At 59.0% G+C, this 24,751-nt stretch carries 20 protein-coding genes; 14 read left to right on the top strand and 6 right to left on the bottom strand.

Annotation, left to right across the window (positions count from 1 at the left end):
- Positions 1–7 precede the first annotated feature (7 nt).
- Positions 8–1,933 (top strand): mechanosensitive ion channel family protein, encoded by a 1,926-nt coding sequence (locus J3O30_RS31715; protein ID WP_207585792.1) that lies wholly within the window; start codon positions 8–10, stop codon positions 1,931–1,933.
- 134 nt (positions 1,934–2,067) lie between these two features.
- On the opposite strand, the gene J3O30_RS31710 is transcribed toward J3O30_RS31715, so the two are convergent.
- Entirely contained in the window at positions 2,068–2,418 is a 351-nt protein-coding gene (locus J3O30_RS31710; RefSeq protein WP_207585791.1) for a hypothetical protein, read from the bottom strand.
- 147 nt (positions 2,419–2,565) lie between these two features.
- The gene (locus tag J3O30_RS31705) at positions 2,566–3,210 is read right to left on the bottom strand and encodes a helix-turn-helix domain-containing protein (protein WP_207585790.1); all 645 of its coding nucleotides are present in this window, start codon (positions 3,208–3,210) and stop codon (positions 2,566–2,568) included.
- A 150-nt stretch (positions 3,211–3,360) separates the two neighbouring features.
- Between J3O30_RS31705 and J3O30_RS31700 the strand changes: the two genes are divergently transcribed.
- Entirely contained in the window at positions 3,361–4,326 is a 966-nt protein-coding gene (locus J3O30_RS31700) for a hypothetical protein (RefSeq protein ID WP_207585789.1), read from the top strand.
- 66 nt (positions 4,327–4,392) lie between these two features.
- Here J3O30_RS31700 and J3O30_RS31695 read toward each other — a convergent pair whose 3' ends face one another.
- The 3 genes from J3O30_RS31695 to J3O30_RS31685 all read right to left on the bottom strand — a co-directional run bounded on the left by J3O30_RS31695 (position 4,393) and on the right by J3O30_RS31685 (position 8,136).
- Entirely contained in the window at positions 4,393–6,198 is a 1,806-nt protein-coding gene (locus J3O30_RS31695; RefSeq protein ID WP_207585788.1) for a hypothetical protein, read from the bottom strand.
- 62 nt (positions 6,199–6,260) lie between these two features.
- Positions 6,261–6,923: a response regulator gene (locus tag J3O30_RS31690; RefSeq protein WP_207585787.1), complete on the bottom strand. Its 663-nt coding sequence runs from the start codon at positions 6,921–6,923 to the stop codon at positions 6,261–6,263.
- Entirely contained in the window at positions 6,889–8,136 is a 1,248-nt protein-coding gene (locus J3O30_RS31685; RefSeq protein WP_207585786.1) for an ATP-binding protein, read from the bottom strand. The genes J3O30_RS31690 and J3O30_RS31685 overlap by 35 nt, the downstream gene beginning before the upstream one ends.
- Positions 8,137–8,634: 498 nt before the next feature.
- On the opposite strand from J3O30_RS31685, the gene J3O30_RS31680 reads away from it, so the two are divergent.
- The 4 genes from J3O30_RS31680 to arcC all read left to right on the top strand — a co-directional run bounded on the left by J3O30_RS31680 (position 8,635) and on the right by arcC (position 12,196).
- Positions 8,635–8,841 (top strand): hypothetical protein, encoded by a 207-nt coding sequence (locus J3O30_RS31680; protein WP_207585785.1) that lies wholly within the window; start codon positions 8,635–8,637, stop codon positions 8,839–8,841.
- A gap of 146 nt (positions 8,842–8,987) precedes the next feature.
- The gene (arcA, locus tag J3O30_RS31675; protein WP_207585784.1) at positions 8,988–10,217 is read left to right on the top strand and encodes an arginine deiminase; all 1,230 of its coding nucleotides are present in this window, start codon (positions 8,988–8,990) and stop codon (positions 10,215–10,217) included.
- A 37-nt stretch (positions 10,218–10,254) separates the two neighbouring features.
- Positions 10,255–11,259, top strand: coding sequence for an ornithine carbamoyltransferase (locus J3O30_RS31670; RefSeq protein ID WP_207585783.1), 1,005 nt, complete (start codon positions 10,255–10,257; stop codon positions 11,257–11,259).
- 1 nt (position 11,260) lies between these two features.
- Entirely contained in the window at positions 11,261–12,196 is a 936-nt protein-coding gene (gene arcC, locus J3O30_RS31665) for a carbamate kinase (RefSeq protein WP_207585782.1), read from the top strand.
- 116 nt (positions 12,197–12,312) lie between these two features.
- Here arcC and J3O30_RS31660 read toward each other — a convergent pair whose 3' ends face one another.
- The gene (locus J3O30_RS31660) at positions 12,313–13,668 is read right to left on the bottom strand and encodes an amino acid permease (protein ID WP_207585781.1); all 1,356 of its coding nucleotides are present in this window, start codon (positions 13,666–13,668) and stop codon (positions 12,313–12,315) included.
- 280 nt (positions 13,669–13,948) lie between these two features.
- Here J3O30_RS31660 and J3O30_RS31655 point away from each other — a divergent pair, with 280 nt between their 5' ends.
- The 8 genes from J3O30_RS31655 (at position 13,949) to J3O30_RS31620 (ending at position 24,536) form a co-directional block, all read left to right on the top strand.
- The gene (locus J3O30_RS31655) at positions 13,949–14,308 is read left to right on the top strand and encodes a hypothetical protein (protein ID WP_207585780.1); all 360 of its coding nucleotides are present in this window, start codon (positions 13,949–13,951) and stop codon (positions 14,306–14,308) included.
- A gap of 487 nt (positions 14,309–14,795) precedes the next feature.
- Complete coding sequence (locus J3O30_RS31650) at positions 14,796–15,722, top strand: cation transporter (RefSeq protein WP_207585934.1); 927 nt, start codon at positions 14,796–14,798, stop codon at positions 15,720–15,722.
- A 163-nt stretch (positions 15,723–15,885) separates the two neighbouring features.
- On the top strand, positions 15,886–18,147 hold the full coding sequence (locus tag J3O30_RS31645; RefSeq protein WP_207585779.1) for an arginine/lysine/ornithine decarboxylase: 2,262 nt from the start codon (positions 15,886–15,888) through the stop codon (positions 18,145–18,147).
- Positions 18,144–20,531, top strand: a complete 2,388-nt coding sequence (speC, locus tag J3O30_RS31640) for an ornithine decarboxylase (protein WP_207585778.1) — start codon at positions 18,144–18,146, stop codon at positions 20,529–20,531. The genes J3O30_RS31645 and speC overlap by 4 nt, the downstream gene beginning before the upstream one ends.
- Positions 20,528–21,883: a putrescine-ornithine antiporter gene (potE, locus tag J3O30_RS31635; protein ID WP_207585777.1), complete on the top strand. Its 1,356-nt coding sequence runs from the start codon at positions 20,528–20,530 to the stop codon at positions 21,881–21,883. Before speC ends, potE begins: the two co-directional genes overlap by 4 nt.
- Positions 21,884–21,899: 16 nt before the next feature.
- Complete coding sequence (locus J3O30_RS31630) at positions 21,900–22,826, top strand: amino acid ABC transporter substrate-binding protein (RefSeq protein WP_207585776.1); 927 nt, start codon at positions 21,900–21,902, stop codon at positions 22,824–22,826.
- 22 nt (positions 22,827–22,848) lie between these two features.
- Positions 22,849–23,943 carry a calcium/proton exchanger gene (gene cax, locus J3O30_RS31625; protein WP_207585775.1) on the top strand — a complete coding sequence of 365 codons (1,095 nt, stop codon included), beginning with the start codon at positions 22,849–22,851 and terminating at the stop codon, positions 23,941–23,943.
- A 257-nt stretch (positions 23,944–24,200) separates the two neighbouring features.
- Entirely contained in the window at positions 24,201–24,536 is a 336-nt protein-coding gene (locus J3O30_RS31620; RefSeq protein ID WP_207585774.1) for a potassium channel family protein, read from the top strand.
- Positions 24,537–24,751 lie beyond the last annotated feature (215 nt).

Below are 24,751 nucleotides of genomic sequence, written 5' to 3'. Positions count from 1 at the left end.
TTCCAGGTTGAGATGGCTTCTTTCCTTCATCGCCGTTTTTCTCTTCGCGTTAAATGCATGGGCGCAGACTCCACTGGCGGAACCGCAGCAGAAAATCGACGAACTCGTTCGCCTGCTGCAGGATCCGGACGTAAAGGCCTGGCTCGATAGCCGCAAGCAGAGCGAGCTTGCGACACCCGTTTCACCGGCGGGCAATTCGGCCTTGGCCAAGTGGGAGGCTGGGGCGCGGCTGCGGGTGAACCAGATCCTTTCGGCGATACCTGCGATACCGGCGGAAGTGACGGCGGCGGCGACGAGAGCAAGGCGCGAAGCCGCCAGCAGGGGCTATGCGCCGGTCTTCGTGATATTCGGCGGCTTGGTCGCTTTCGGTCTCGCCGCCGAGGCGGTGTATCGCAGGTTTGCCGCGCGCCGCGAGGCATTGCTTGGCCGGCTTATCCCGATCGGCATCTTCGCCGGAGCGATGGGTATCGTATTTTTCGCGATCGACTGGCCGCCACTCGCACGTGTGACGCTTCTTGCTTATCTCTCGGCGTTTATCCTGTTTCGATTGGCTGCCGCGCTCCTGTCCGTGGCGGCAATGGGTTCCGCCCTGCGCAGGAGGCTGTTGGTCCTGTCCGGGCTCATTTGTTTTGCGCTCGCCACCGCGGCCGTCGGCGAGCCACTCGGCGTTTCCCCTGAGATCAGCTATGCTATCAGCTACTGCTTCTCGGTGGTTGGACTGCTGCTTGCGATCGAGGCAGCATGGTCGATCTGGGAGGGAAGCCGCGCCTGGAAAGTGGCGATAACGGCCTACCTCGTCGTCCTGTGGCTCGTCTGGTGTCTCAATATGAGGGGCCTCTTCTGGATCGGCATCTACGCGCTGGTGTTGCCGGGTATCCTGAACGCCGTCGGTCGCCTGGCGCTATCCTTCACCAGCGATCCCGGTAGCCTGCACGGTATCTTGGTCGCGCGAGGGGCACGCGCCGCGGTTCTCGTCCTCGCCGTGGGATGGCTGGCGCTTGTCTGGCATCTCAATCCGGACACGCTGGGTCAGCGCGATCCGATGATCGCCGCGTTTTTTTACGGCGGCCTGAAAAGCGTTCTCATCCTCGTGGTTGCCGACCTTCTCTGGCAGATGGCACGGGGCTGGATCGACCGAACGCTGCGCGTATCGACCGGCACGACATCGCTCGCGCCGGCGGACGCGGCCCGACGTGCCCGGTTCCGCACGCTTCTTCCGATTTTTCGCAACGCATTGGCCGTCGCTGTTGCGGTCATGGCGGGACTGATCGTGCTGGCGCAATTGGGTGTACAGATCGGTCCGTTGATCGCGGGAGCGGGCATCTTCGGTGTGGCCATCGGTTTTGGCTCACAGACTTTGGTGAAGGACATCATTAACGGTGTGTTCTATATGCTCGACGACGCTTTCCGTGTGGGCGAATACATCCAGGCCAAGGATTACAAGGGAACGGTGGAGAGCTTCAGCCTCCGCTCGGTTCGTCTGCGCCATCATCGCGGCCCAGTGTTCACGGTGCCGTTCAGCGAACTGGGTGCTGTCGAAAACATGAGCCGGGACTGGGTGATCGACAAGTTCAGGATCACCGTCGGGTTCGATACCGATATAGACAAGGCGCGCAAGCTGACCAAGAAGATCGGAGCAGAACTGGTGGAAGATCCGGAACTCGGGCCGAACTTCCTCGAGCCGCTGAAAATGAAGGGCGTCGAGCAGTTCGGCGACTACGGCATCGTGTTGAGCTTCGCCATGACTACGGTTCCGGGTATGCAGACGTATATCCGTCGCAAGGCCTATGCCAAAATTCGCGAGGTGTTCCTGGCCAACGGGATCGCATTCGCGCAGCCGACGGTGCAGGTCGGAGGAGACGAAAAGGGCGCCGCGGCAGCCGCTCAAGCAATCCGCGCGCAGCAGGCAAACGCGGCGACGCCGGCTAAGTGAGCCTGCCGGCAAAGCAGATGAGACGCGCTGGAGCAGGATGCCTTCAAGCCGGCCAGCCCATAGTCTGAATCCTGTTCTAAATTAATCGGTTAAAGCATGATTTCGTCCGAAAACCGCTCACACTTTCGGCATCTCTAAGGTTTCAAATCATAAGCTTGTTGCGATGCGCGAAGCTCCACCAATGTCTTGCCGACACAGCTGCCGCCTCCCGCCCCACCGATCGCCTTAGCCTTTCCATCAAGCGTGATCGTGCCGGCGATCCGATCAGATGCCACATAAGTCGCCACACCGTCATGGGAGACCCGCGATATGTAAAACGCATGGTACGTCTCATTGTACTTGCAATGGATGACCAACGGAAACTGGGAGAAGGGATCGTCCTCGGCGCGGGCGACGGTCACTTGAGAAACCGCCCCCAACGCTGCCGCGCCGATCAAGCCTGCAACAAATCCCTTGGTCGGTCTTTTGCGGGACGCATCTGTCATGGTTCAATCCCCTTTGTTGCGGTCCAAAGCGCGTCGCATCAAACTTTATTCATCCGACGCGCCTTAGGCCTTTGTTTTTGTGCATGTCGTTATCCCGGAACCGCTGCACACTTCCGGGCGACATGCTTTAGGCGATGGCCGCTTTCGCTAAATCGTTAAGGCGATGAGTGCATCGCGGTCGAGAAGCCGGACAATTCGTTGCGATTTGCCGTTGAGACGAAGGATGTGTTTTTCCCGCAGCTTCGTGAAAGAGCGGGCAACCGTTTCAACCGTCAGGCCAAGATAGTCGGCAATGTCGCTGCGACACATCATGATATCGAATTCCGGATCCTCGGGATGACGGTCAACCATCTCCTGAACAAAGGCCGCAAGGCGCTTCAGCGCGCTTTGCTCGCTGATGATGAGTTGTTTTTGCTGTGCCTTCGCAAGGCCCGTCAGGGCAATCTGCAAAAGATCGATGGGAACGACTGCGTCCTGATTGGTACGAAACGGTCTTATGCGAGTTTCGCAGATGGCTTCTGCAAAATCGGTTCGCACATTTCCGATCTCGAGCCCGAACCATTCGCCCTTGCCGCAGAACGATAAGATGTGCCGCTGGCCGTTCGATGTCAGGCGGTATATCCGGACTGCGCCTGCTTCGACCTGGTAGATCGCAATAACGTGTTCGCCTTCGCTATAGATCGTCTCGTCGGCGCTGAATTTTATTGACTGATCTTTTGCCGCCCCTGAACCCGCCCTGTGGCGGTGGTCGGGAACCGTCGTGTATTTTCCGATCGCCTGAGCCTGAAACATGTGAATCGCCCCCCATCCGACGCTGCAGCATAAGCAATCGTTGCATGTCCCGGTATTCGAGATACCCCTTACGTATTGCTACGGAAGCAGGCGATCACGGACTGGTGTATAAGCTATTGCCCCTGGAGAGCCGTATCGCGGGAGGTCTAAATGGCACCGGAAGAGGGAGGGGACAGCCAGGCACGACAAGAATCCGCAAGCATTCGTGCTCAGCTTGATCGTATGCTCGCAAGTTCGGAATTCCTCGCTCCCGAACGCGGGCGCCGCTTTCTCCAATATATCGTAGAAGAGACGCTCGATGGGCACGGCGAGCAGCTCAAGGCCTCTACGATTGCGCAGGCGGTATTCGGACGCGATGCCTCCTTCGACGCGCAGAACGATCCTGTTGTCCGTATCGAGGCGGGGCGTATCCGTCGCGCAATCGAACGATACTATCTCGTTTCCGGAGGCAGCGACCCGATTCGGATCACCATTCCCAAGGGGGGCTATGTTCCGCACTTTTCGAGCGGTGAAAACGACTCCAAGCCAGGCGACGTGTCTGCGCCAAGTTACGAGAAAAAGGAAAATCCCCCCGGACACGAGCGACCGCTGACCTATCGAGATCTCCTCCTGCCGATCGGCATTCCGGCCCTGTTGGGCGCTATGGTGGTTCTCGCCCTCATCCGTCCCCTCGCATCCTACCTCTTGCCGGCGGGGACGCTGCCAGCTCCTGCCCAGTCAATGCTGAACAGCAAGACCAGGATTGTCGTCGAACCCTTCGCAGCCCTCGGGGCTACCGCGCAAGGAGCAGACTTTGCGAAGGGAGTGGTCGATCAACTCATCGCCAAGCTCGTCAAGGTGGACGACTTTGTCGTGCTCGCTCCCGGGCAATCCGGCATGGAGCCTATCGGCCCGCTCTTCAATTTGCAGGGAAGTGCTCTTGTCGAGGGCGGCGCGGCTCTACGTCTGCATGTCCGCCTGATAAACGGCGCCGATGGCACGGTCGTCTGGGCAAATCAATATGATCGCGACCTCAGTGATCAAACCATTCTCGATGTCGAGGATGAGGTTGCCGCTCAAATCACGAAGGAGATTTCAACCAGCCGCAAGCTGGGCCGTTCGGGCTCCGAGCCATAGCCGTCGCATTTTGAGTCTTTACCGTCGTCTTCTCGGGTGATCGGATTTTGGGGCGACGCGCTATTTTTACGATGGGAGGTTGACGGCCACGCCAGCGGCGCGCAGCCCGTCAAAAAACCGCTCCTGATCTTCCGGGCGCTTAAGGCGTAGGGAAATCTCCTGGCGGATGTTCGTCATCAATGCGGGCGCATTGACATGGAGCCAATCCTGTTCCAGCTTGGCTTCATCCATCTTCCCAGCGGCTCCAAGAATGGATAGCAATACGAGGTGACGCATCGGGCTGCAGTCGAGATCGGATTTTCGAGACCACCGTTCCGCGGCTTCCATATCGCCCCGCATAAATGCGCAGAGCGCCATGCCGCCTTGGTAATAGCCTTGGGGGCCGACATTTTTGTCGATTGCGACTGATATCAACTCGCAGCCTGATTGCCATTTTCCGGACATCGCCAGTCGCAGGCCGTATTCGCCCGCAACCTCCACATCGTTCGGATTTGCAGCATAGGCTGCAGTCCCGGCCGCCAGTGCCTTGTCGATATCCCCCCTGAAGAAGTTCACCAGCATACTTGCCCGCAGCACCTGGGGATCGTGCGGCGCGAGCGAAGCGGCCCGTTCGGCCGAAACGGTTGCAAGTTCGAGAGATTCGACAGAGGGCGATGTCCCGAGCTTGTAGCGAAATCTGATTTCGTCAAGGTAGACCATGGACAAGAGCGCCCAGGATGTAGCGCTATCAGGCGTTCGCCGGGTTGCCTGCCACAAGCATTCGCGTGCAGCGCTATGACTTTGAGCGGTCATCGTCTGGACATAACTCTGATAGGCCAAGGTACAGACATAGGCATCCCGGTTGCCCTTCTCCATTGGCGTGGCGAGCACACTTGTGTCGGCCTGAAAGATGGCGCCATGGGGCTGCGCTATGGCGCCGACGATTTGCCGGGCGACACTTGTTTGAATGCCGAGCTTGTTTTGAGCGCGAAGATCGGCATCGAAATTACTGGCCCAAATGACCGCCCCGTCTGCTTGGCGCACCAGCCTTGCAACCGAGCGCAGCTTGCGTCCGTCCATCTGGATGTTGCCTTGAAGCGCGTAGTCAGCAACAGCGGTATGATCATTTCTTGACGGATCGGCGACGACGACGATGTCATCGCGTTGGGCGAGCTGGCCAATAATGTCGTCCCTCAGGCCGCGGGCGATATCCAAACTGGAGTCAACGGAGCTGCTCGTTGCAAAAAACTCGACAGCGACCGTCGGCATGGAGGCAGCTGACGGCGGAGAACTGGTCTGGGCATGTCGCGCAACCAAAAGTCCCGAGGCAAGCGCGAGGAAAAGAAGCACGAATACGGCCAGAAGTCCGGTTGCGACGCCGCGAGCGGTCGGCAGCGCCGGAGGCTGCCCCTCCTGAAGCGGATGTCGTTGATCCGCCAGGTCTGCGGCAGGCGCGTTTTCCGGGTCGCTCCGAGGTGGCGCCGGTACCGACGCGTCCCGGGTATATTCGAAATGCGGCACGTATCCGCCCTTAGGCACCGTTATGACGACCGCGTCCGCGTGGCCTGCGACGAGATAATAGCGTTCCAGGGCTTTTCGTATCCGGCCAGCCTCTATGCGTACGACCGGGTCATTCTGCGGGTCAAATGAGGCTTCCCGACCAAAAACCACATTTGCAATAGTAAATGCCTTCAGGAAGCTTGCTCGTCCAGCGAGCGTTTCGTTGACAACAAACTCCAGGAAATTTCGCCCACGTTTCGGCGCGTGAAATTCTTCGCTTCCGAGAATTCGCTGAACTTGCTTGCAGATTTCCTCAGCGGTCGGTGTAAGCGTGCTGAATAGATTGACCTTTGCTGCGTTTCTCATGATCGCCCCCACGACTTGATCACGCATTTATAAGCGTCTTCTAAAGCACCATAGCTGAGTAGATTGCAGTTGCAAAGGTTAGTTTTGGCCTATCGAGCGTAGGCTGGCCAGACCGGTGAGGTCGGTCCGGTTTCAGTCGACTGCGCAACCGCGTCAACGGTCATGGCCATGCGCATGAGTTCCGCCAGATTGCGGGCGCCCATCTTGGCCATCACGTTGGCGCGATGGACTTCCACCGTACGCGAGCTGATACCCAGATGATAGGCGATCATCTTGTTCTGCAAGCCGTCGAGCACGCCGGTCAGAACCTGATGTTCGCGATCTGTGAGCTGACGAACACGCGCCGCGACGCTCTCGGAATCGACGATTGTGTGACTTTGCCGCCTTTGACCCATTGCCAGGTTGATGGCCGCGATCAGCGCTTCCTCCCTGAGAGGTTTTTCCAGGAAATCCGATGCCCCCGCCTTCATCGCGTTAACGGCTGCACCGACATCGCCCTGGCCGGTAATGACGATTGCCGGAACGTCCGCACTCAGCCGATGCAGGCGCTGAAGCAATTCGATGCCGTCGACATCGGGCATGCGCAGGTCCGTGATCAGGCAGCTTCTACCCGAAAGGGGCAGAAGCTCCAGAAACGCGTTTGCGCAGCTGTGCGCCCGCACGGCAAAACCTGCCGACACCAGCAAAAATGTCAACGATCGTCTCAACGACTCCTCGTCATCGACGAGATGGATCGTAAGGTCGTTCGCCATCTGTCTTGGTCTCCACCAGCGGAATTGAGAACGAGAAGATCGAACCGCTCTCTCTTCCTTTGTGTGCGCTTATGCGGCCCCCATGCGCTTCAACAATGCGCTTGCACAATGCCAGGCCCATACCGAGGCCATGTGGCTTGCCGCTCACGAAGGGGCGAAACAACGTCTCTTCCATCTCGGCTGCAATCCCACAGCCGTTGTCGGACACTTCAACGACGAGAGACGAGAAGTTCTCTACTGTCGTCCGGATCCCGATAGAGGGCTGCTCGGCACACTCCGTCGCCTCCAAAGCGTTGCGGAGGAGGTTTGTGAGCACTTGCACCACCTGAACGCTGTCTGCGAGAACGACGTCCCGCGCTGCCTTGAGTTGGAAGTTCGTATGAAGGTCTTTTCGCCGCGACCCCATAAGCGCGAGTCTTATCGCCCGATGGATCAGTTCGTGCATCTCCTGCGGTTTCCGCTCGGAGGTGCCGCGCACGGCGAATTCTCTTATGTTCTGGACAAGACTACCTGCCCAGAGCGCATTCTGTGTGATTTCCAACAGTGCTTCACGGAGTTCTTCGTCGCGCCGGGGGCCATCCGTGGCGAGGCGGCCGCAGCCTTGGGAATAAGCTGCGATGGACGACAGTGGCTGGGAAAGTTCATGCGCAAGGGTGGATGCCATCTCTCCCAATTCAATCACTCTTGCAAGGCGGGCAACCTCGTGCTGAAGCTCCTGAACTTGCAGCAAAGTCTCGCTCTCGGTTTGATAGTCCTCGAAAATCGCCGCGGTGAAGAAGCCTTTTTCGCCGTGCTTTCTGACGATGGTCAAGGCAGTCGGGAATTGGGCTCCGCTCTTGGTGATCGCCAAGCCGGCACGCACTGCGCCGCGGTCTCCCCATCGTCCCTTGAGTTGAACATTCGGTGTCGCACGCCAGACAAAATCGATCTTGCGGCCAATCAACTCGCGCTCTTCGTAGCCGAACAATGCGACCGCAGCCCTGTTGCAAGCTGAAATTTCGTGGAGATGGCTGATGAAAAACACCGCATCCGGCATGTCTTCGTGGAGTTGCCGGATCCAATCCATCCGCAGCCCGTCTTCTTCTTCGGTCAAAGCGCCCACCGGCTCGGGGTGTGGCAGTTGCGGCGTCAAGGACCATGCTTGACCCACCACAATCGCGGCGGCGGCACTGGTTTCGGCAACGACATGCGGTGCCTCCATCTTGATGGACATGATGGTCTCCTCCGCCCTTTGAGACGCATTGGCCCTTGGGACCGTCGTTCTTCTCGACCGATGGCGTAATACTACCATCTTTGGATGAGGAACCGGTGTAGGATCGCGTAGCCTCTATTGTTCTTCCTTGGGGCTTTTGACGCGATCCTGTCGTTAGCGCTCGCCATGACCCTATTGATTCGGCTCAATGCGTCCGCTTCATTGTTCTATTATTGTGAGAAGCAAAGGCTACGTGGCCATGTGAGGGAGTTGAATGATCAGAACGTTTGTCCTGATGGCAACCTGATCTTTTACTCGAATGAGCGATGCCAAAAGCCGGTCGGATCTATCTCCGCACACAAGGCGCGTGATTGCTGTCTTATCGCAATGCCAGCGCATAGCGGGTTCATTCGATGGCCATAGGCAGCTGATCGAGGCAAGGCATGCCGGTGGAATAGCGTGCCTGAATGACACCTCGCATCCGGTCAACCCGATGAATCGTTGGGGGAGGGCGCGGCGATGTGGCGGTTGCCTGTCGAAGCTCCGTTCGAACTTGATATAGAGCTCGCTGTCATCGACGATGACGGCGTTCATGCGCTGGTTTTTCCTTGCCAGCGTCTCCCCGGTGGCTGGATCAATGCCATGACGGGTGAAGTGCTCGACGTTCACCCCACCCATTGGCGGGTATGGCAAATCTATCGATGTGTCGTTTCGGGCCTCCAGTGAATGCGACCGCATTCCCTTGGCTTCACCCACCACATACTGCGTTACCGATTGTCTGCGATCAATGACATGACCGAGCCGGCCCAAATAGTGTGATGGCCAATAACCAGCGGCGGCGCCGCGATCCAAAAAGCTGCAGGGAGGGCCACATGCGTGGTTTCGGCGTTCACTCGGAGGTTGGAAAGCTCAGAACTGTCATGGTTTGCAAACCGTCTCTGGCGCATCAGCGCCTGACGCCTGCCAACTGCCATGACCTGCTTTTTGACGATGTCCTATGGGTGCATGAGGCTCAGAAAGATCACTTCGATTTCGTGCTGAAGATGCAGGAAAGAGGCGTAGAAGTTCTCGAACTCCACGACTTGCTTGGCCAGGCGCTGACCAACAAGCAGGCACGTGACTTCATATTGGACCGACGCATCACTCCGAATGTACTCGGCTCGCAGATTGCCGAGGCGATGCGGCCATGGCTTGACGAGATGCCGGCCACACAGCTCGCCGCGTTCATGATCGGCGGCATCGCGATCTCCGATCTGCCGGAAGTCAAGGCCAAGTCGCTGATGCTCAGTGCCTTGCCGGAAACGGATTTCGTCATTCCGCCGATCCCGAACACGCTGTTTCAGCGCGACCCCTCCTGCTGGATTTACGGCGGCGTGACCTGCAACCCGATGTTCTGGCCGGCGAGACGCGCAGAGACACTGATCCAGCGGGCGATCTATAAGTTTCATCCGATCTTTCTGGGTGGCGATTTCCGGATCTGGTGGGGCGATTCAGACAATCAGTTCGCCAATGCCTCGATGGAGGGCGGCGATGTCATGCCGATCGGCAACGGCACGGTCCTGATCGGCATGGGTGAGCGCACGACTTACCAGGCCGTTGGCCAGGTGGCGCAGGCCCTGTTCAGGAGCAAGGCGGCCAAGAGGGTGATCGGCTGTCTGATGCCGAAGAGCCGCGCGGCAATGCACCTCGACACCGTTTTCAGCTTTTGCGATCGCGATGTCGTCACGCTGTTTGCCGAGGTCGTCGACCAGATCCGCTGCTACAGCATGTACCCCAGGGATGACGACGGAACATTCGAGATTCACCCCGAAAGTCAGTCGATGCTCGATGTTGTCAGCGAGGCGCTCGAGTTGCCGAAACTGCGCATCGTGGAAACCGGCGGCAATTCCTACCAGGCGGAGCGCGAACAATGGGACGACGGCAACAATGTCGTCGCACTCGAGCCCGGCGTCGTCGTCGCCTACGACCGCAATACCTACACGAACACACTTCTGCGTAAGGCAGGGATCGAGGTCATTACCATCCGTGGCTCCGAACTCGGCCGTGGTCGTGGTGGAGGGCATTGCATGACATGCCCCATCTGGCGCGAGCCTGCATACTGACGTTTTCACCCATGAAACACACCGACGGAGCAAGACAATGAGCTTCAATCTGCGCAATCGCTCGCTTTTGACCGTGCAGGACTATACGCCACGCGAATTCCGCTACCTCCTCGATCTCGCCCGCGATCTCAAGCGTGCCAAATATGCCCGCACCGAACAGCAGCACCTCAAGGGCAAGGAGATCTGCCTAATCTTCGAGAAGACCTCGACGCGGACAAGATGCGCCTTCGAGGTCGCCTGCTCGGACCAGGGCGCCAACGTGACCTATCTCGATCCATCCGGCTCGCAGATCGGCCACAAGGAATCCTTCAAGGACACGGCGCGTGTCCTTGGCCGCATGTATGACGCGATCGAATATCGCGGATCCGCCCAGCACGGCGTGGAGACGCTTGCGCGCTACGCCGGCGTGCCGGTCTATAACGGCCTGACGGACGAATATCATCCGACGCAGATGATCGCCGACGTGATGACGATGCGCGAGCACAGCGACAAGCCGATCGCCGACATCAAATATGCCTATGTGGGCGACACGCGTTCGAACATGGGGCACTCGCTTCTTATCATCGGCTGCCTACTGGGCATGGATGTGCGCATTTGCGGCCCCAAGTCGCTCTGGCCCTCCGACGAGTACATGACGATCGCCAAGGACCTGCAGCAGAAGTCCGGTGCGCGCCTGCTGGTCACTGATGATCCCAATGAGGCGGTCCGGGGGGTCGACTTCGTTCACACCGACGTCTGGGTCTCGATGGGTGAGCCGAAGGATGTGTGGCGCGAACGCATCAAGCTGCTAACGCCCTATCAGGTCAACGAAGCCTTGATGAAGGCAACCGGAAATCGTCAGACCAAATTCATGCATTGCCTGCCGGCTTTCCACGACACCGAGACGGTATTGGGCAAGCAGATCGCGGAAGATTACGGCATGAGCAACGGCCTTGAGGTCACCGACGACGTCTTCGAGTCCGAGGCCAATGTCGCCTTCGAGCAGGCGGAAAATCGCCTGCACACGATCAAGGCCCTGCTTGTCGCTACCTTGGGAGATTAGGATGCGGATCGTTATAGCGCTAGGCGGCAATGCGCTTCTCCGGCGTGGGGAACCCATGACTGCCGATGCCCAGAGACGGAATGCGCGGACCGCGGCTCATGCGATTGCGCCGTTGGCGGGCGAGCATGAGATCGTCATAACGCACGGAAATGGCCCGCAGGTGGGGCTACTTGCGCTTCAGGGCGCGGCCTATAAACCGGAGGAAGCCTATCCGCTCGATGTTCTCGGCGCTGAAACCGAGGGCATGATCGGTTACATGCTGGAGCAGGAACTCGGCAACCTGCTGCCGTTCGAGCAGCCTCTGGCAACGCTGCTGACCATGGTAGAAGTCGATGCCGCCGATCCGGGCTTCCAGAACCCGACCAAATTCGTCGGTCCTGTTTATGAGAAGGCGGAAGCGGACCGGCTGCACGCCGAAAAGGCCTGGGTCTTCAAGCAGGATGGGGAAAAGTGGCGGCGTGTCGTTGCCTCGCCGGCGCCCATGCGCATCTTCGAAATTCGTCCAGTCCGCTGGCTGCTGGAACAGCGCACGATCGTTATCTGCGCCGGCGGCGGCGGCATCCCGACGATGTACGAAAAAGGGAGTGACCGGAAGCTGATCGGTGTCGAGGCGGTGATCGACAAGGATCTATGCTCGGAGCTTCTGGCGCGCGAGCTCTCCGCCGATCTTCTGATCATGGCGACCGATGCTCAGGCCGTCTGCACCGACTGGGGCAAACCGTCAGAGAAGGCGATCCATTGCGCCCGCCCCGATGATTTCAAGCAATTCTCCTTCCCGGCTGGATCGATGGGTCCCAAGGTCGAAGCCGCCTGCCATTTTGCGCGCACAGCGGGCGGGACGGCGGCAATTGGCTCGCTTGCCGATATTGCCGGAATGGTGCGCGGCGAGCGCGGGACGATCATCAATAGCGGCTTTGATTGCCTGAGCTGGCACTGAAGCGCGTCGCATCAAATCTGATTGATACGCGCTTTAGCTTTTTGTTCTTATGCATGGTCATTATCCCGAAACCGCTGCACACTTCCGGGCGACATGCATTGATCTTTCATGACAACTTATCGCGAGAGCGCCGGGTGCGTTGCTGCACTCGGAGCCGTCTCTTTGTCTCTCGCACCAGCTGCATTTCGCCTTTGCCAGACATAGACGGGGATGCCGAGCATCAGCAGGACCAGGCCATAAAGCACCGGCTCGGCGCCGGAGCCATAGAGAGTGAAGATCGCAAAGAGAAAGGCGATGAGCTCGATCGTGCTGACCTTTGGCATGTGCCCGTGCGTCACGCCTGCCACAAGGGTTCTGGCCAGCGAACAGAAGGCGTAGGGAACGACGGCGGTCATCGTGCTCAGCCCGACCATCAGCCGATAGACGGCGGCAAAGCCTTCGGAGCCGATCGCTTGAACCAGCACCAGAAGCGTTGCAAACGAGGCTGAAATGACCATGCCCCATGCCGGCACGCCGCGCGGCGAGAGCCGCGCGAAAAGCGGCGGAAACAGCCCGTCGCGGGCAGCCGCCATCGGAACCTGGCCCATCAGCAGGGTCCAGCCGTTGAGCGCTCCGATCGAGGAGATCAGGACCGCGATAGAGATCGCCAGTTCGCCGGTGCGCCCCCACATGATCCCGGCGGCCTGGGAGAAGGGTGCTACCGAATGAACAAGCTGCTCGCGCGGGACGAGGCCCATCACCACGATGGTGCCAAGCACGTAAAGAGTGGCGGCGATCGAGATCCCGATCACCGTCGACCGGGGAATGGTGCGCTCGGCGTTCTCGACATCACCGGCAGGAACGGTCGCCGATTCCAGCCCGAGATAGGCAAACATCGTCAGTGGCGCCAGCGTCGCGACCGATTGCAGCAGCGGCTGGCCGCTCGGATTGAATTCGGAGAAATGCGACGGATCGATATAGAGAAGACCGATAATGGCGACCGCACCGAACGGGAGCAGCTTGGCATAGGTGGTAACCTGCGCGAAGAGGCCGGCTGCATGAACGCCGCGAAGATTGACGAGCACGATCGCCCAGATCACACCGAGGGTCAGCACGGTCGCGGCGAAGCGATTGCCAAGGGCAGGGAAGAGATCGACCATCACTCCGGTAAAGGCAATGGCGATGACGGGCAGCGATGTCCAGATGGAGATCCAGTAACCCCAGGCGATCAAAAAGCCTGCGAAATCGCCGTAGGCGATTCTCGTATAGGCGTAGGGTCCTCCGACGGCGGGCACAAGGCTTGCAAGACGCGCGAAGGTGAGACCGAGGCAGATCGCACCGGCACCCATAAGGATCCACACGATGATCGCCAGATTGCCATAGGGCGCGACGGCAGCCGGGGAAAGATAAAACCCGGACCCGACCATATTTCCGACCACGATGGCGGTGCAGGCGGCAAGCCCCAGGCTCTTGCCGTTTGGCGACGTTGTCATGAAGACCTCCCGAGAATCTTCCTTTCCGTGCCGATGCGCTTTCGGACAGCGGTTCCTCGGCATGATCTTCCACCCAAACAATAGGCGCCGCAATCCGGTTCAATGCGTAGTCTGCAACCGTCCACTTTGCCGCTAGAACAGTGTGCGTGGCCATGCGGGAATGGCCTCTTTCCATTCATCATGCTCTCGCCTGGACACCATTGATCGAACTCAATGCCCGGCTCCTGCGCATGGGCTATCTTTCGCGCCGAGGAACATTTTGTTCTCAGGAGTTAAAGAGATGAAGATGGCCGTGATCATTGGAGTTGCCGCGTTGACTGCTTTCGCCGGTACCCTTCCGATACAAGCCCAGCAGGATCGACGCGAATTTCGAAGAATGAACTGGAGTGAGAGTTTGCCTGACGCGGTGCGGGCTTATCACGGCAAAAGATTCACGATCGTGAGCTACAGGGTCGCAGGTTTTTCGGAGACCGGTTCACACCCACAACCAGGGAGTGAAGAACACGTTTCAGCTATCAGAGCCGCAATTCGGTCGAACAAATGGCTCGTGGCGCAGCTCAAGACCAAAAAGCTCGGGCCGAACGATATCGAGTGGGTGTCACGGGCACGCAACGGCAACATGACTTTTTATACTAAATGACGATTATCGGCGCTGACGTGCCCCACGAATGTCAGGTCGAGGCGGGTCGCACCGCCTCCCATGATCTCCCAGACGATGATCGCGAGTTTGTATAGCGGCTCACCTCGACCGAGCGGAAGACGCAAGCCTGGCCCACCGTGCTCCCACCACGGTAGCGGAGTAGGCCGAGACTGCCAGGCTTCTGCCATTGGGCGATGAGGCTGTCTAACCGCTGCCCTGGCTTTCGCAAATAGCCATCACAAGCGAGATTTCCATCCAAACTAAAGCATGTCGCCCGGAAGGGTGCAGCGGTTCCGGGATAACGACATGCATAAAAACAGAGGACTAAAGCGCGTCGCATGAATCAAGTTTGATGCGACGCGCTTTAGGCGCTGCAATTCGGTCGATGCAAAGTCGCCGATCGTTCCGAATCTTCCATGCTGAATGCCTTCAAGATTAGCGCGGAGACGTTAGAATGGGCGGACCGGTGACCGCGCGGGAGGTGGCGATGTCGAACGAACAGGGATTTTTGCGGATCTCGATCGCTGCGACCATCGTGGTTGCCGTACTCGGTGTCGTTTTCGGCATCCTTTCGGGCTCGTTCTCGATCGCTTTCGATGGCGTCTATTCACTCGCCGATGCAGCCATGACCGGGCTTGCGCTCTGGGTTTCGAGCCTGATCATAAGATCGACTAAGAGCGACACCCGGTCCGGCAGGATTCGAAACCGTTTTACCATGGGCTTCTGGCATCTGGAGCCGATAGTCCTCATGCTCAATGGCTGCCTGCTGATGACGGTCGGGGTCTATGCGCTGATCAGCGCCATCATCAGCATCTTGAGCGGCGGCCATGAACTGCGCTTCGGCATGGCGGTCGCCTATTCCGCGGCGACCCTGCTTGTCTGCGTGATCATGGCCGTCCTCGGCATCCGGCTGAACCGCCGGATCAACTCCGATTTCGTCTCGCTCGACATCAAGGCCTGGATCATGTCGGGCGGCATTGCGTTTGCCTTGCTTCTCGCGTTCCTCGTCGGCATTGCCGTGCAGGAGACGCAAGCCGCTTGGCTTGCCAGCTATATGGATCCGCTTGTCCTGACGTTGGTCTGCCTGGTCATGATCCCGCTTCCGATCGGCACCGTCTGGAAGGCGCTGAGCGAAATTCTGCTGATTGCCCCGGTCGAACTCCAGCAGCATGTCGACCGGGTCGCCGCCGAAATGGTTGGCCGCCTCGGCTTCCTTTCTCACCGCGCCTATGTGGCCCGGGTCGGCCGAGCAACGCAGATCGAACTCTACTTCATCGTGCCCGAAGGGCTTCCTCCGAAGACCGTGGAGGAATGGGACGCGCTGAGAGACGACATAGGGAAGGCGATCGGGGACGAGAGCGCCAACCGTTGGCTGACGATCGCCTTCACCGCCGACGCGGAATGGGCAGAGTAGCCGTTGTCAGGCATTGTCGCTCCCTGCTGATATCGAAATGCTTCGCTTCACGTTGATTGCAATCAACGACGCTGCTCCACGCGTCATGTACGATCCTCCAAACTGAGATGCACGCCGCTGCATGGCGGCCACAGTCTTTGACCCCCGGTTTCTGGAGGAATGCATGGAATTCCAGATGGCATTTCCGATAGCCGTTATCGACGAGGATTTTGATGGCAAGAACGCAGCCGGACGCGGCATGCGTGATCTGGCGGCCGCGATCGAAAAAGAAGGCTTCCGGATCGTCTCCGGCGTGTCTTATGAGGATGCGCGCCGGCTCGTTCAGATCTTCAACACCGAATCCTGCTGGTTGATTTCCGTCGACGGCTCCGAGGACAAGACTACGCGCTGGCAGGTGCTGGAAGAGGTTCTGACCGCAAAGCGGCAGAGGAACGACCGCCTGCCGATCTTCCTCTTCGGCGACAGCACGACTGCGGAAGACGTCCCGGCTACCGTGCTGCGCCACACCAATGCCTTCTTCCGGCTGTTCGAAGATTCAGCGGAATTCATGGCGCGCGCCATAGCGCAGGCTGCGCGGAACTACCTCGACCGGCTGCCGCCGCCGATGTTCAAGGCGTTGATGGCTTATACACTCGAGGGCGCTTATTCCTGGCACACACCTGGCCACGGGGGTGGCGTCGCTTTCCGCAAGAGCCCGGTTGGCCAGCTCTTTTACACCTTCTTCGGCGAAAACACGCTTCGTTCCGATATCTCCGTATCGGTCGGCAGTGTCGGATCGCTTCTCGATCATGTCGGACCGATCGCCGAGGGTGAGCGCAATGCGGCGCGTATTTTCGGCACGGACGAGACCATGTTTGTCGTCGGCGGTACCTCGACAGCCAACAAGATCATCTGGCACGGCATGGTGGGACGTGGCGATCTCGTGCTGTGCGATCGCAACTGCCACAAGTCTATTCTGCATTCTCTGATCATGACGGGCGCGACGCCAATCTATATGACGCCGTCGCGCAATGGGCTCGGTATCATCGGCCCGATCTCGAAGGACCAGTTTAAGCCGGAATCAATCGCCCAAAAGATTGCCGCAAGCCCCTTTGCCGGGCAGACCAGCGGCAAGGTCCGGCTGATGGTGATCACCAACTCGACCTATGACGGGCTCTGCTACAATGTCGACGCCATCAAAGAGGTATTGGGCGACGCCGTCGAGGTGCTGCACTTCGACGAGGCTTGGTATGCCTATGCCAACTTCCATGAATTCTACGATGGTTTTCACGGAATCTCGTCGACGAAGCCGGCGCGATCCAAAACCGCGATCACCTTTGCCACGCATTCGACGCACAAGCTTCTGGCTGCATTCTCGCAGGCATCCATGATCCACATCCAGCATGCCGCCACCAAGCGTCTGGACATTACGCGCTTCAACGAAGCCTTCATGATGCACACCTCGACCTCGCCGCAATACGGCATCATTGCCTCCTGCGACGTCGCGGCTGCGATGATGGAGCAGCCGGCAGGGCGTGCGCTCGTTCAGGAAATGATCGACGAAGCGATCAGCTTCCGTCGGGCGATGAACGCTGTCAGAAAACAGACGGAAGCAAGCTGGTGGTTCGATGTGTGGGAGCCGACGATTGCCGACGAGACGCCTAGCGACACTCATGCCGACTGGGTCCTCAAGCCGGGTGAGGCCTGGCACGGGTTCGCGGACCTTGCCGAAAATCATGTCATGGTCGACCCGATTAAAGTCACCATCCTTTCGCCGGGCTTGTCCGCAAACGGCATGATGCAAGAACACGGCATTCCCGCCGCGGTCATCACGAAATTCCTCTCCTCCCGTCGCATCGAGATCGAGAAGACCGGGCTCTATTCCTTCCTCATTCTCTTCTCAATGGGGATTACGCGCGGCAAATGGAGTACGCTTGTCACCGAGCTCATCAATTTCAAGGACCTCTACGACGCCAATGCGCCGCTGACGCGCGTGCTGCCGGCACTCGCCGCAGCCCATCCGGAGGCCTATGCGGGCATGGGGTTGCGAGATCTCTGCGAAAACATCCATGCGACCTATCGCAAGGACGACGTGCCGAAGGCCCAGCGCGACATGTACACGGTCCTGCCGGAAATGGCGCTACGTCCTGCCGATGCCTATGACCGGCTGGTCAAGGGGAAGATCGAGAGCATCGAGATCGACGATCTCATGGACCGCATCCTCGCCGTGATGATCGTTCCCTATCCGCCGGGAATTCCGCTGATCATGCCCGGCGAGCGGATCACCCCATCCACGAAGTCCATTCAAGATTATCTGCTGTATGCCCGGGATTTCGACAGCAAGTTCCCAGGTTTCGAGACGGATATCCATGGTCTTCGCTTCGCTCCAGGCGATGGCGGACGCCGCTACCTGATCGATTGCATTGCAGAAGGGGCGCAAGAATGATCCCGCGAGATGTGAAGTCTCCGACGGTCGCCATACCGTTTCACAAAATGCTGAAGATCGTGGCCGTCGTCGATCGCGATAATCCGCAGGCTGTGGAGCTGCTGGCGCAGATTGCCGCCGAGGGTTTCGAAGTGGAACTGCGCGACGGCTACTCTGCCGACGTGTCCGAAGATGCAGCCGTCGGCGCCTATATCGGCTCGGTCGAGGGCGGCTGGCTGCCGGCCGCGCGCAGCTTCCTCCGCTCCGTCAGGGATATCGGCTTCGCTACGCCGATCTGGGCCATGGCGGATACGCTGACCGTTGCGGATATGGATGTGGTCGAAATGGCTGGCGAGGTGGAAGGCTTCGTCTATCTCGGACAGCAGACGCCTGCCTTCTATGCCAAGCAGATCATTTCCAGCGCGGTCAACTACGGCAAAACGCTGTTGCCCCCGTTTTTTGGCGGCATGATGGCTTATGATGGTGAGGCAAATATCGCTTTCGACTGCCCGGGTCATCAAGGCGGCCAGTTCTATCGCAAGTCACCTGCCGGGCAACTGTTCTTCAAATATCTGGGCGAAAGCATTTTCCGCAACGATCTCTGCAATGCGGACGTCGATCTTGGCGACCTTTTGATCCACGAGGGGCCTGCCGTGGAAGCCCAGAAGCAGGCGGCGCGCATCTTCGGCGCCGACCGCACATATTTCATCTTGAATGGAACCAGCACCTCTAACAAGGTCGTCGCCAATGCGGTGCTGCGCAGCGGCGATCTCGTGCTCTTTGACCGCAACAATCACAAGTCCCTCCACCAGGGCGCTCTGGTGCAGGCGGGTGCGATCCCGATCTATCTGCCGACGGCCCGCAATGCTTTCGGCATGATCGGGGCGGTCGACTGGGCCGCCTGGGACGAGAAATGGCTCCGGCAAAAGATCGAGGAGCATCCTCTCGTCAGCGACAAAGGCCGGGCGAACGCTGAAAGGCCCTTCCGGCTGGCCTGCATCCAGCTCGCGACCTATGATGGCACGATCTACAACGTGCGGGAGGTGATGAAGAAGATCGGCCACCTCTGCGACTACGTGCTCTGGGACGAAGCCTGGATCGGCTACAATGCCTTTCATCCGCTCTTCGAGGGACACAGCCCGATGCGGCTCGAGGATCTTCATGCGGACATGCCGGGTCTGTTTTCCACCCAATCCGTGCACAAACAGGGGGCGGGCTTCTCACAGGCCTCGCAAATCCACAAGCGGGACGAACATATCAGCGGCCAGCGGCGGTTCGTCGAGCACAAGCGGTTCAACGAGTCGCTGCTGATGCACGTTTCGACCTCTCCATTCTATCCGCTCTTCGCCTCGCTGGATGTCAACGCCAAGGTTCATGAAGGCAAAGCCGGCGAGATGCTGTGGGACCGCTGCATCGAGCTGGGGATCGAGGTGCGCAAGAAGCTGCGCGGCTTCGTTCAGCACTACGAGTCCAACGCCGCCGGCACTGAGGAACAGTGGTTCTTCGATCCCTTCGTGCCGGACAAGGTCAGTGTTTCCGGTTCAAAACACACAAACGATCTCGAAGATGTACGGTGGGAGGATGTCCCAACAGACGTGCTCAAGCGCGAGCAGCAATGCTGGCGTTTCGATCCGCAGGCAAAGTGGCACGGTTATGCCGGATATGCGCCCGGCTATACCATGGTTGATCCCAACAAGCTTACGCTGCTGACGCCCGGCATCGATCGGAAGACCGGCGAGTATCGCGAGTTCGGCATTCCGGCGACGGTTGTCGCCAACTATCTGCGCGAGCAGCGGATCGTGCCTGAAAAATGCGACCTGAACAGTCTTCTCTTCCTGCTGACGCCGGCCGAGGATGAGAGCAAGCTGAACACCCTTGTCGCCAAGCTGGTCAAGTTCAAGAACCTGTGGGATCGTGATGCGCCGCTGCAGGAAGTGCTGCCCACGGTGTTTGCCGCCAATCGCCAGCGCTATGCCGGCTACACGGTCCGGCAGATTTGCCGCGAAATGCACAGCTTCTATCGTGAGGCCGGTGTCAAGGAGCTGCAACGCCTCTGCTTCCGCTCGGAAAGTTTCCCCGAACCGGCAATTGCTCCGAAGCAGGCCTACGAAGCGCTGGTGGCCAACAACGTCGATTACGTGCCGCTGACGGAGGCTGCCAATCGCATCTCCGCAACCCTGGCGCTGATCTATCCGCCAGGTATCGGCGTGATCGTCCCCGGCGAACGCTGGGACGACAGGGCGCGCCCAATGCGTGACTATTTCCTGGCTTTCGAAGAATCCTTCAACCGCTTCCCCGGCTTCAACTACGAAGTCCAGGGCGTGTTCCAGGAACGGATCGATGGCCGGATCAAGTTCTACACCTACGTCGTGCGCGAGCAGGGGGGCGAGAGGATCTCATCATGACCGAGAACACAATGCATCTTGCGACCGAGACGGCCGCTAAGAAGATGAACCTGGTTCAGCTCACCTTCATCGTCGCCGTCAACATGATGGGATCCGGCATCATCATGCTGCCTGCAAACATGGCGCAGGTCGGCGCCATCTCGCTGCTTTCCTGGCTCGTGACTGCCATCGGCTCAATGGCTATCGCCTGGGGGTTCGCCCAGGCCGGTATCTTCAACCAGCGCCCGGGGGGAATGTCGGCCTACGCCGAGGACGCCTACGGGAAGGATGGCTTTTTCCTGGTATTCTTTCTGTATTTTCTGTCGCTTGCCATCGGCAATGTCGCGATTGGCATCTCTGCGGTCGGTTATCTCGCGGGCTTCTTTCCCGTATTGACCTCGACGCCGATCATGACCTGTCTGGCATTGATCGTTCTGCTCTGGCTGACGACGGCGGCAAATTTCGGCGGACCGCGCATCACCGGGCGTATCGGCGCAATCACCGTTTGGGGCGTGATCATCCCGGTCGGGCTGCTTTCGATCATCGGATGGCTCTGGTTCAGTTCGAGCACCTTTGCCGAGGCCTGGAACCCGAAGGGATTGAGCCTCGGCCAGGGAATGGGCTCGAGCATCTCGCTGACGCTCTGGGCTTTCCTCGGCATGGAATCGGCAGCGCAGAATTCGGATGCCGTCGAAAACCCGAAGCGTGATGTGCCCCTTGCCTGCATGTTCGGCACGCTTGGCGCAGCCGTCATCTATATCCTGTCGACCACAGTCATCCAGGGCATCGTGCCGAACCCGGAACTCGCAGCCTCAACCGGTCCGTTCGCGCTGGCCTATGCCAAGATGTTCAACCCGATGATCGGCTCGATCATCATGGCGCTTGCAGTCCTTGCCTGTCTTGGTTCGCTTTTGGGCTGGCAATTCACGATAGCGCAGACCGCGCGCACCGCCGCCGAGGGGAGAATGTTCCCCGCCATATTCTCGCACGTCAACGAGATGGGCGCGCCGGTGAAGGGGATGATCATCCTTGGCATCGTGCAGACATGCCTTGCCCTGATGACCATTTCTCCGACGCTCAGCGAGCAGTTCTCCGCATTGGTCAACCTCGCGGTCGTGACGAATGTGCTGCCCTATATCATCTCACTGTCGGCACTGTTCGTCATCATGAAGGCGGCGCGGGTGCCGCCTGCGAAATACCGGCTGAACGCCGTCATCTGCATGATCGGCATGCTTTACAGCGTCTTCGCAATCTATGCTTCCGGCAAGGATGCGGTGATGGGGGGAATGCTGGTGACAGGGATCAGCTTCATTATCTACGGCCTGATCGCACCGCGCTTCGCCGTCGGCGTGAGCCGTGTGCCGTCCGAGTAGCGGGAGAGGAAAAACCATGCCTATCAGCAAAGGTCGATGGATCGCAACGGGCGCCTCCATCTTCATAGTGGCGCTGTCGTCGGTGGGTTTAGCGCCCGCTGTCGCTCAGACGCTGGACCGTGTCCGCGCAAGCAGTTCGTTGAAATTGGGCTACGAGCCCGATGCGAGGCCGTTTTCGTTCAAGACGGACAATGGAGCACCCGACGGCTATGCGGTTGCCCTTTGCAACAAGGTTGCTGACAGTGTGAAAGCCGAACTGAAACTGTCGCGGCTCGATGTGGAGTGGGTATCTCTGAGCGCCGACGCGCGGGCGAATGCTGTTACGGATGGCGTGGTGGACCTCGTCTGTGGCGCAGAGCCGGTCACCCTCAGCCGCAGGCAAAAGGTCTCATTCTCAATCCCAATCTTTCCGAGCGGCACCGGGGCCGTGGTCAGCGCCAGCGCCCCGTTGGCTTTGCGGGAGGTGCTAGAGTATGGCGAACCGACGAACCGGCCTGTATGGCGAGGCTCGCCCGCGCGCACGATACTCGAGCATAAGACCTTCTCGTCCGTAGCGGGCACGACAAGCGAGCGTTGGCTGTCGGACAGGATCAAGACCTTCCAGCTCGCCGCGACGGCGACATCCGTCGACAACTTCCAGAAAGGGATCGAGCGCGTCCTGGACAGCCAATCAGCTGTCTTTTTCGGAGACATGCCGCTTCTGATGGACGCCGCGGCGCGCAGTGATAATTCTGGCGATCTGATTGTTTTAAAACGACATTTTACCTATGAGCCGCTCGGTCTTGAACTGGCGCGAACAGACGAGGACTTCCGGCTAACGGTCGATCGAGCATTGAGCCAAGCCTATGCGGCGAAGGATTTCCGCACATTGTTTGCAACATGGTTCGGTCCGCCGGATGAGGCGACAGTCACCTTCTTCCAACAGACGGCTTTGCCGGAATAACACCACCCAAGGGAGCGAACGGTTGAGCCTCCTTTTGAAAGAGATCCGCGACAGCCCCATGCTGTGGTTGCTGGTCGCAGTGCCGGTGGTGTTTATTGCTGCGGCGGTGATGCCTGAGGCCCACACGGCGCTCTTTGTCCTGTCGGTGCTTGCCATCGTACCGTTGGCCGGGTTGCTCAGTCACGCAACCGAATCCGTAGCCGCCAAGACGGGTGACGCCGCAGGCGGGCTGCTTAACGCGACGCTCGGAAATCTCACCGAGCTGGTCATTGCGCTGGCTGCCCTGCGCGCCGGCGAGTATACGTTGGTAAAATCGTCGATTGCCGGCGCGATCGTCACCAACACGCTGTTCATGCTGGGCGCCTCTTTTCTCCTGGGCGGGCTTAAATACCACTTCCAGGAGTTCAACCGAGCCAGTGCGCGTCTTCAAGCCGGCCTTCTCTTTCTCGCCACCGTCGGGCTTCTGATGCCCTCGGCGGTTGCTGAAATGGACTCCACCTCGGCGTCGGCCGTCACCCAAAAACTCAGTCTCGGCCTGTCGGTTCTTCTCATTGTCGGGTACGGACTGGGGCTCTTGTTCAGCCTCAGGACACACCGCGAGATTTTCGCCGCAGCAGAGCATGCGGAGAGCGACGAGATGCCGTGGCCGATCGGCCTCGCCCTTGCCACGCTTGCTGGCGTCACCGTCCTCGTCGCGCTGGTGAGCGAGATCTTCGTCGAATCGGTGCAAAAGGCAGCTGAAGCGTTCGGAATGACGCCAGCCTTCGTCGGTTTCATCGTCGTCGCACTGGTTGGCGGGGCCGCCGAAATGGCTTCGGCGTTCTCAGGCGCTCGTAAGAACCGGCTCGATCTCAGCGTCGGCATCGCGCTCGGAAGCGCTTCCCAGATTGCGTTGTTCGTTGCACCCGTCCTGGTTTTGCTGAGTTACGTGATCGGTCCGTCGCCGATGAACCTGCAGTTCTGGCCGGGAGTCGTGGTGATGGTCCTCCTTGCGACCATCACGGCGATGTTCGTGACGAATAGCGGACGGTCGGCATGGTTTGTCGGCGTGTTGGTGCTGATGGTCTATTCGATCTTCGCCATAACGCTGTATGTCCTGCCCCCGCAAATGCAGTGACGTCGGCTGCAGTGGAATGATGCCCGAGCCCGATGCGGTGCGATAAGGGTTCCGCGATGCTCGACAGCGCCGTGCATCTTTCCCGACGCGCAAACGACGCTCTAGAACAGGATGGTTGTAGGTCAGGTCGGCCTGAATCCTGTTCTACGTTAATAGTTATAGCATCATGTCCTCCGGAAACCGCTCACACGCGGCTGAACTGCAGAAAGGTGGAAATCGTGCCAGTAGGAAAAGGCGATGAGCCCGGCGCCAGGCAAATGAGACGTCTGTTCTTCATTGCGCTCGCCCAGCAGCTTCGTATCATTTGGCCAATCCTGTCCGGCATCGTGTCGGTAATGATCGTTTCTGGCCTGGCAATATGGCGCATCGAGAATTGGAGGATCGACGAAGCCCTCTACTTCACCTTTGTGACCGGCCTTACCATCGGATATGGTGATTTTACGCCCAAACATCTGTCGGCTCGGATGTTTGCCCTGGTGATCGGTTTTGCCGGAATCGTGCTGACCGGCGTCGTTGCGGCTGTCACCGTGAAGGCCTTGAGCGCAACCGATCAAGACAGCCGGAATGGGAGATACCAACCAGATGAGCCCTGATACCGATGCGGCTGCGGCTGCTATCTGTTGGGCCAAATAAAGGGACGGTTTTTTCGTGCTTGTATCTCGGCGTTCACCGTACATCCCTTCGACGGCCGACGCGTCGATCCCAAAGCGGCCCGGCCGAACCTTCCATTTTGAAATTGCATGGATCTGCGCGGGAACGATCTGATGTTCATGCAGTTCGGGCACCTTGCGGACGTGAGTGCGGAGCT

It is taken from the genome of Rhizobium sp. NZLR1 (assembly GCF_017357385.1).
Classification (GTDB): Bacteria; Pseudomonadota; Alphaproteobacteria; order Rhizobiales; family Rhizobiaceae; genus Rhizobium.
This window is presented reverse-complemented; position numbering and strand designations above follow the sequence as displayed.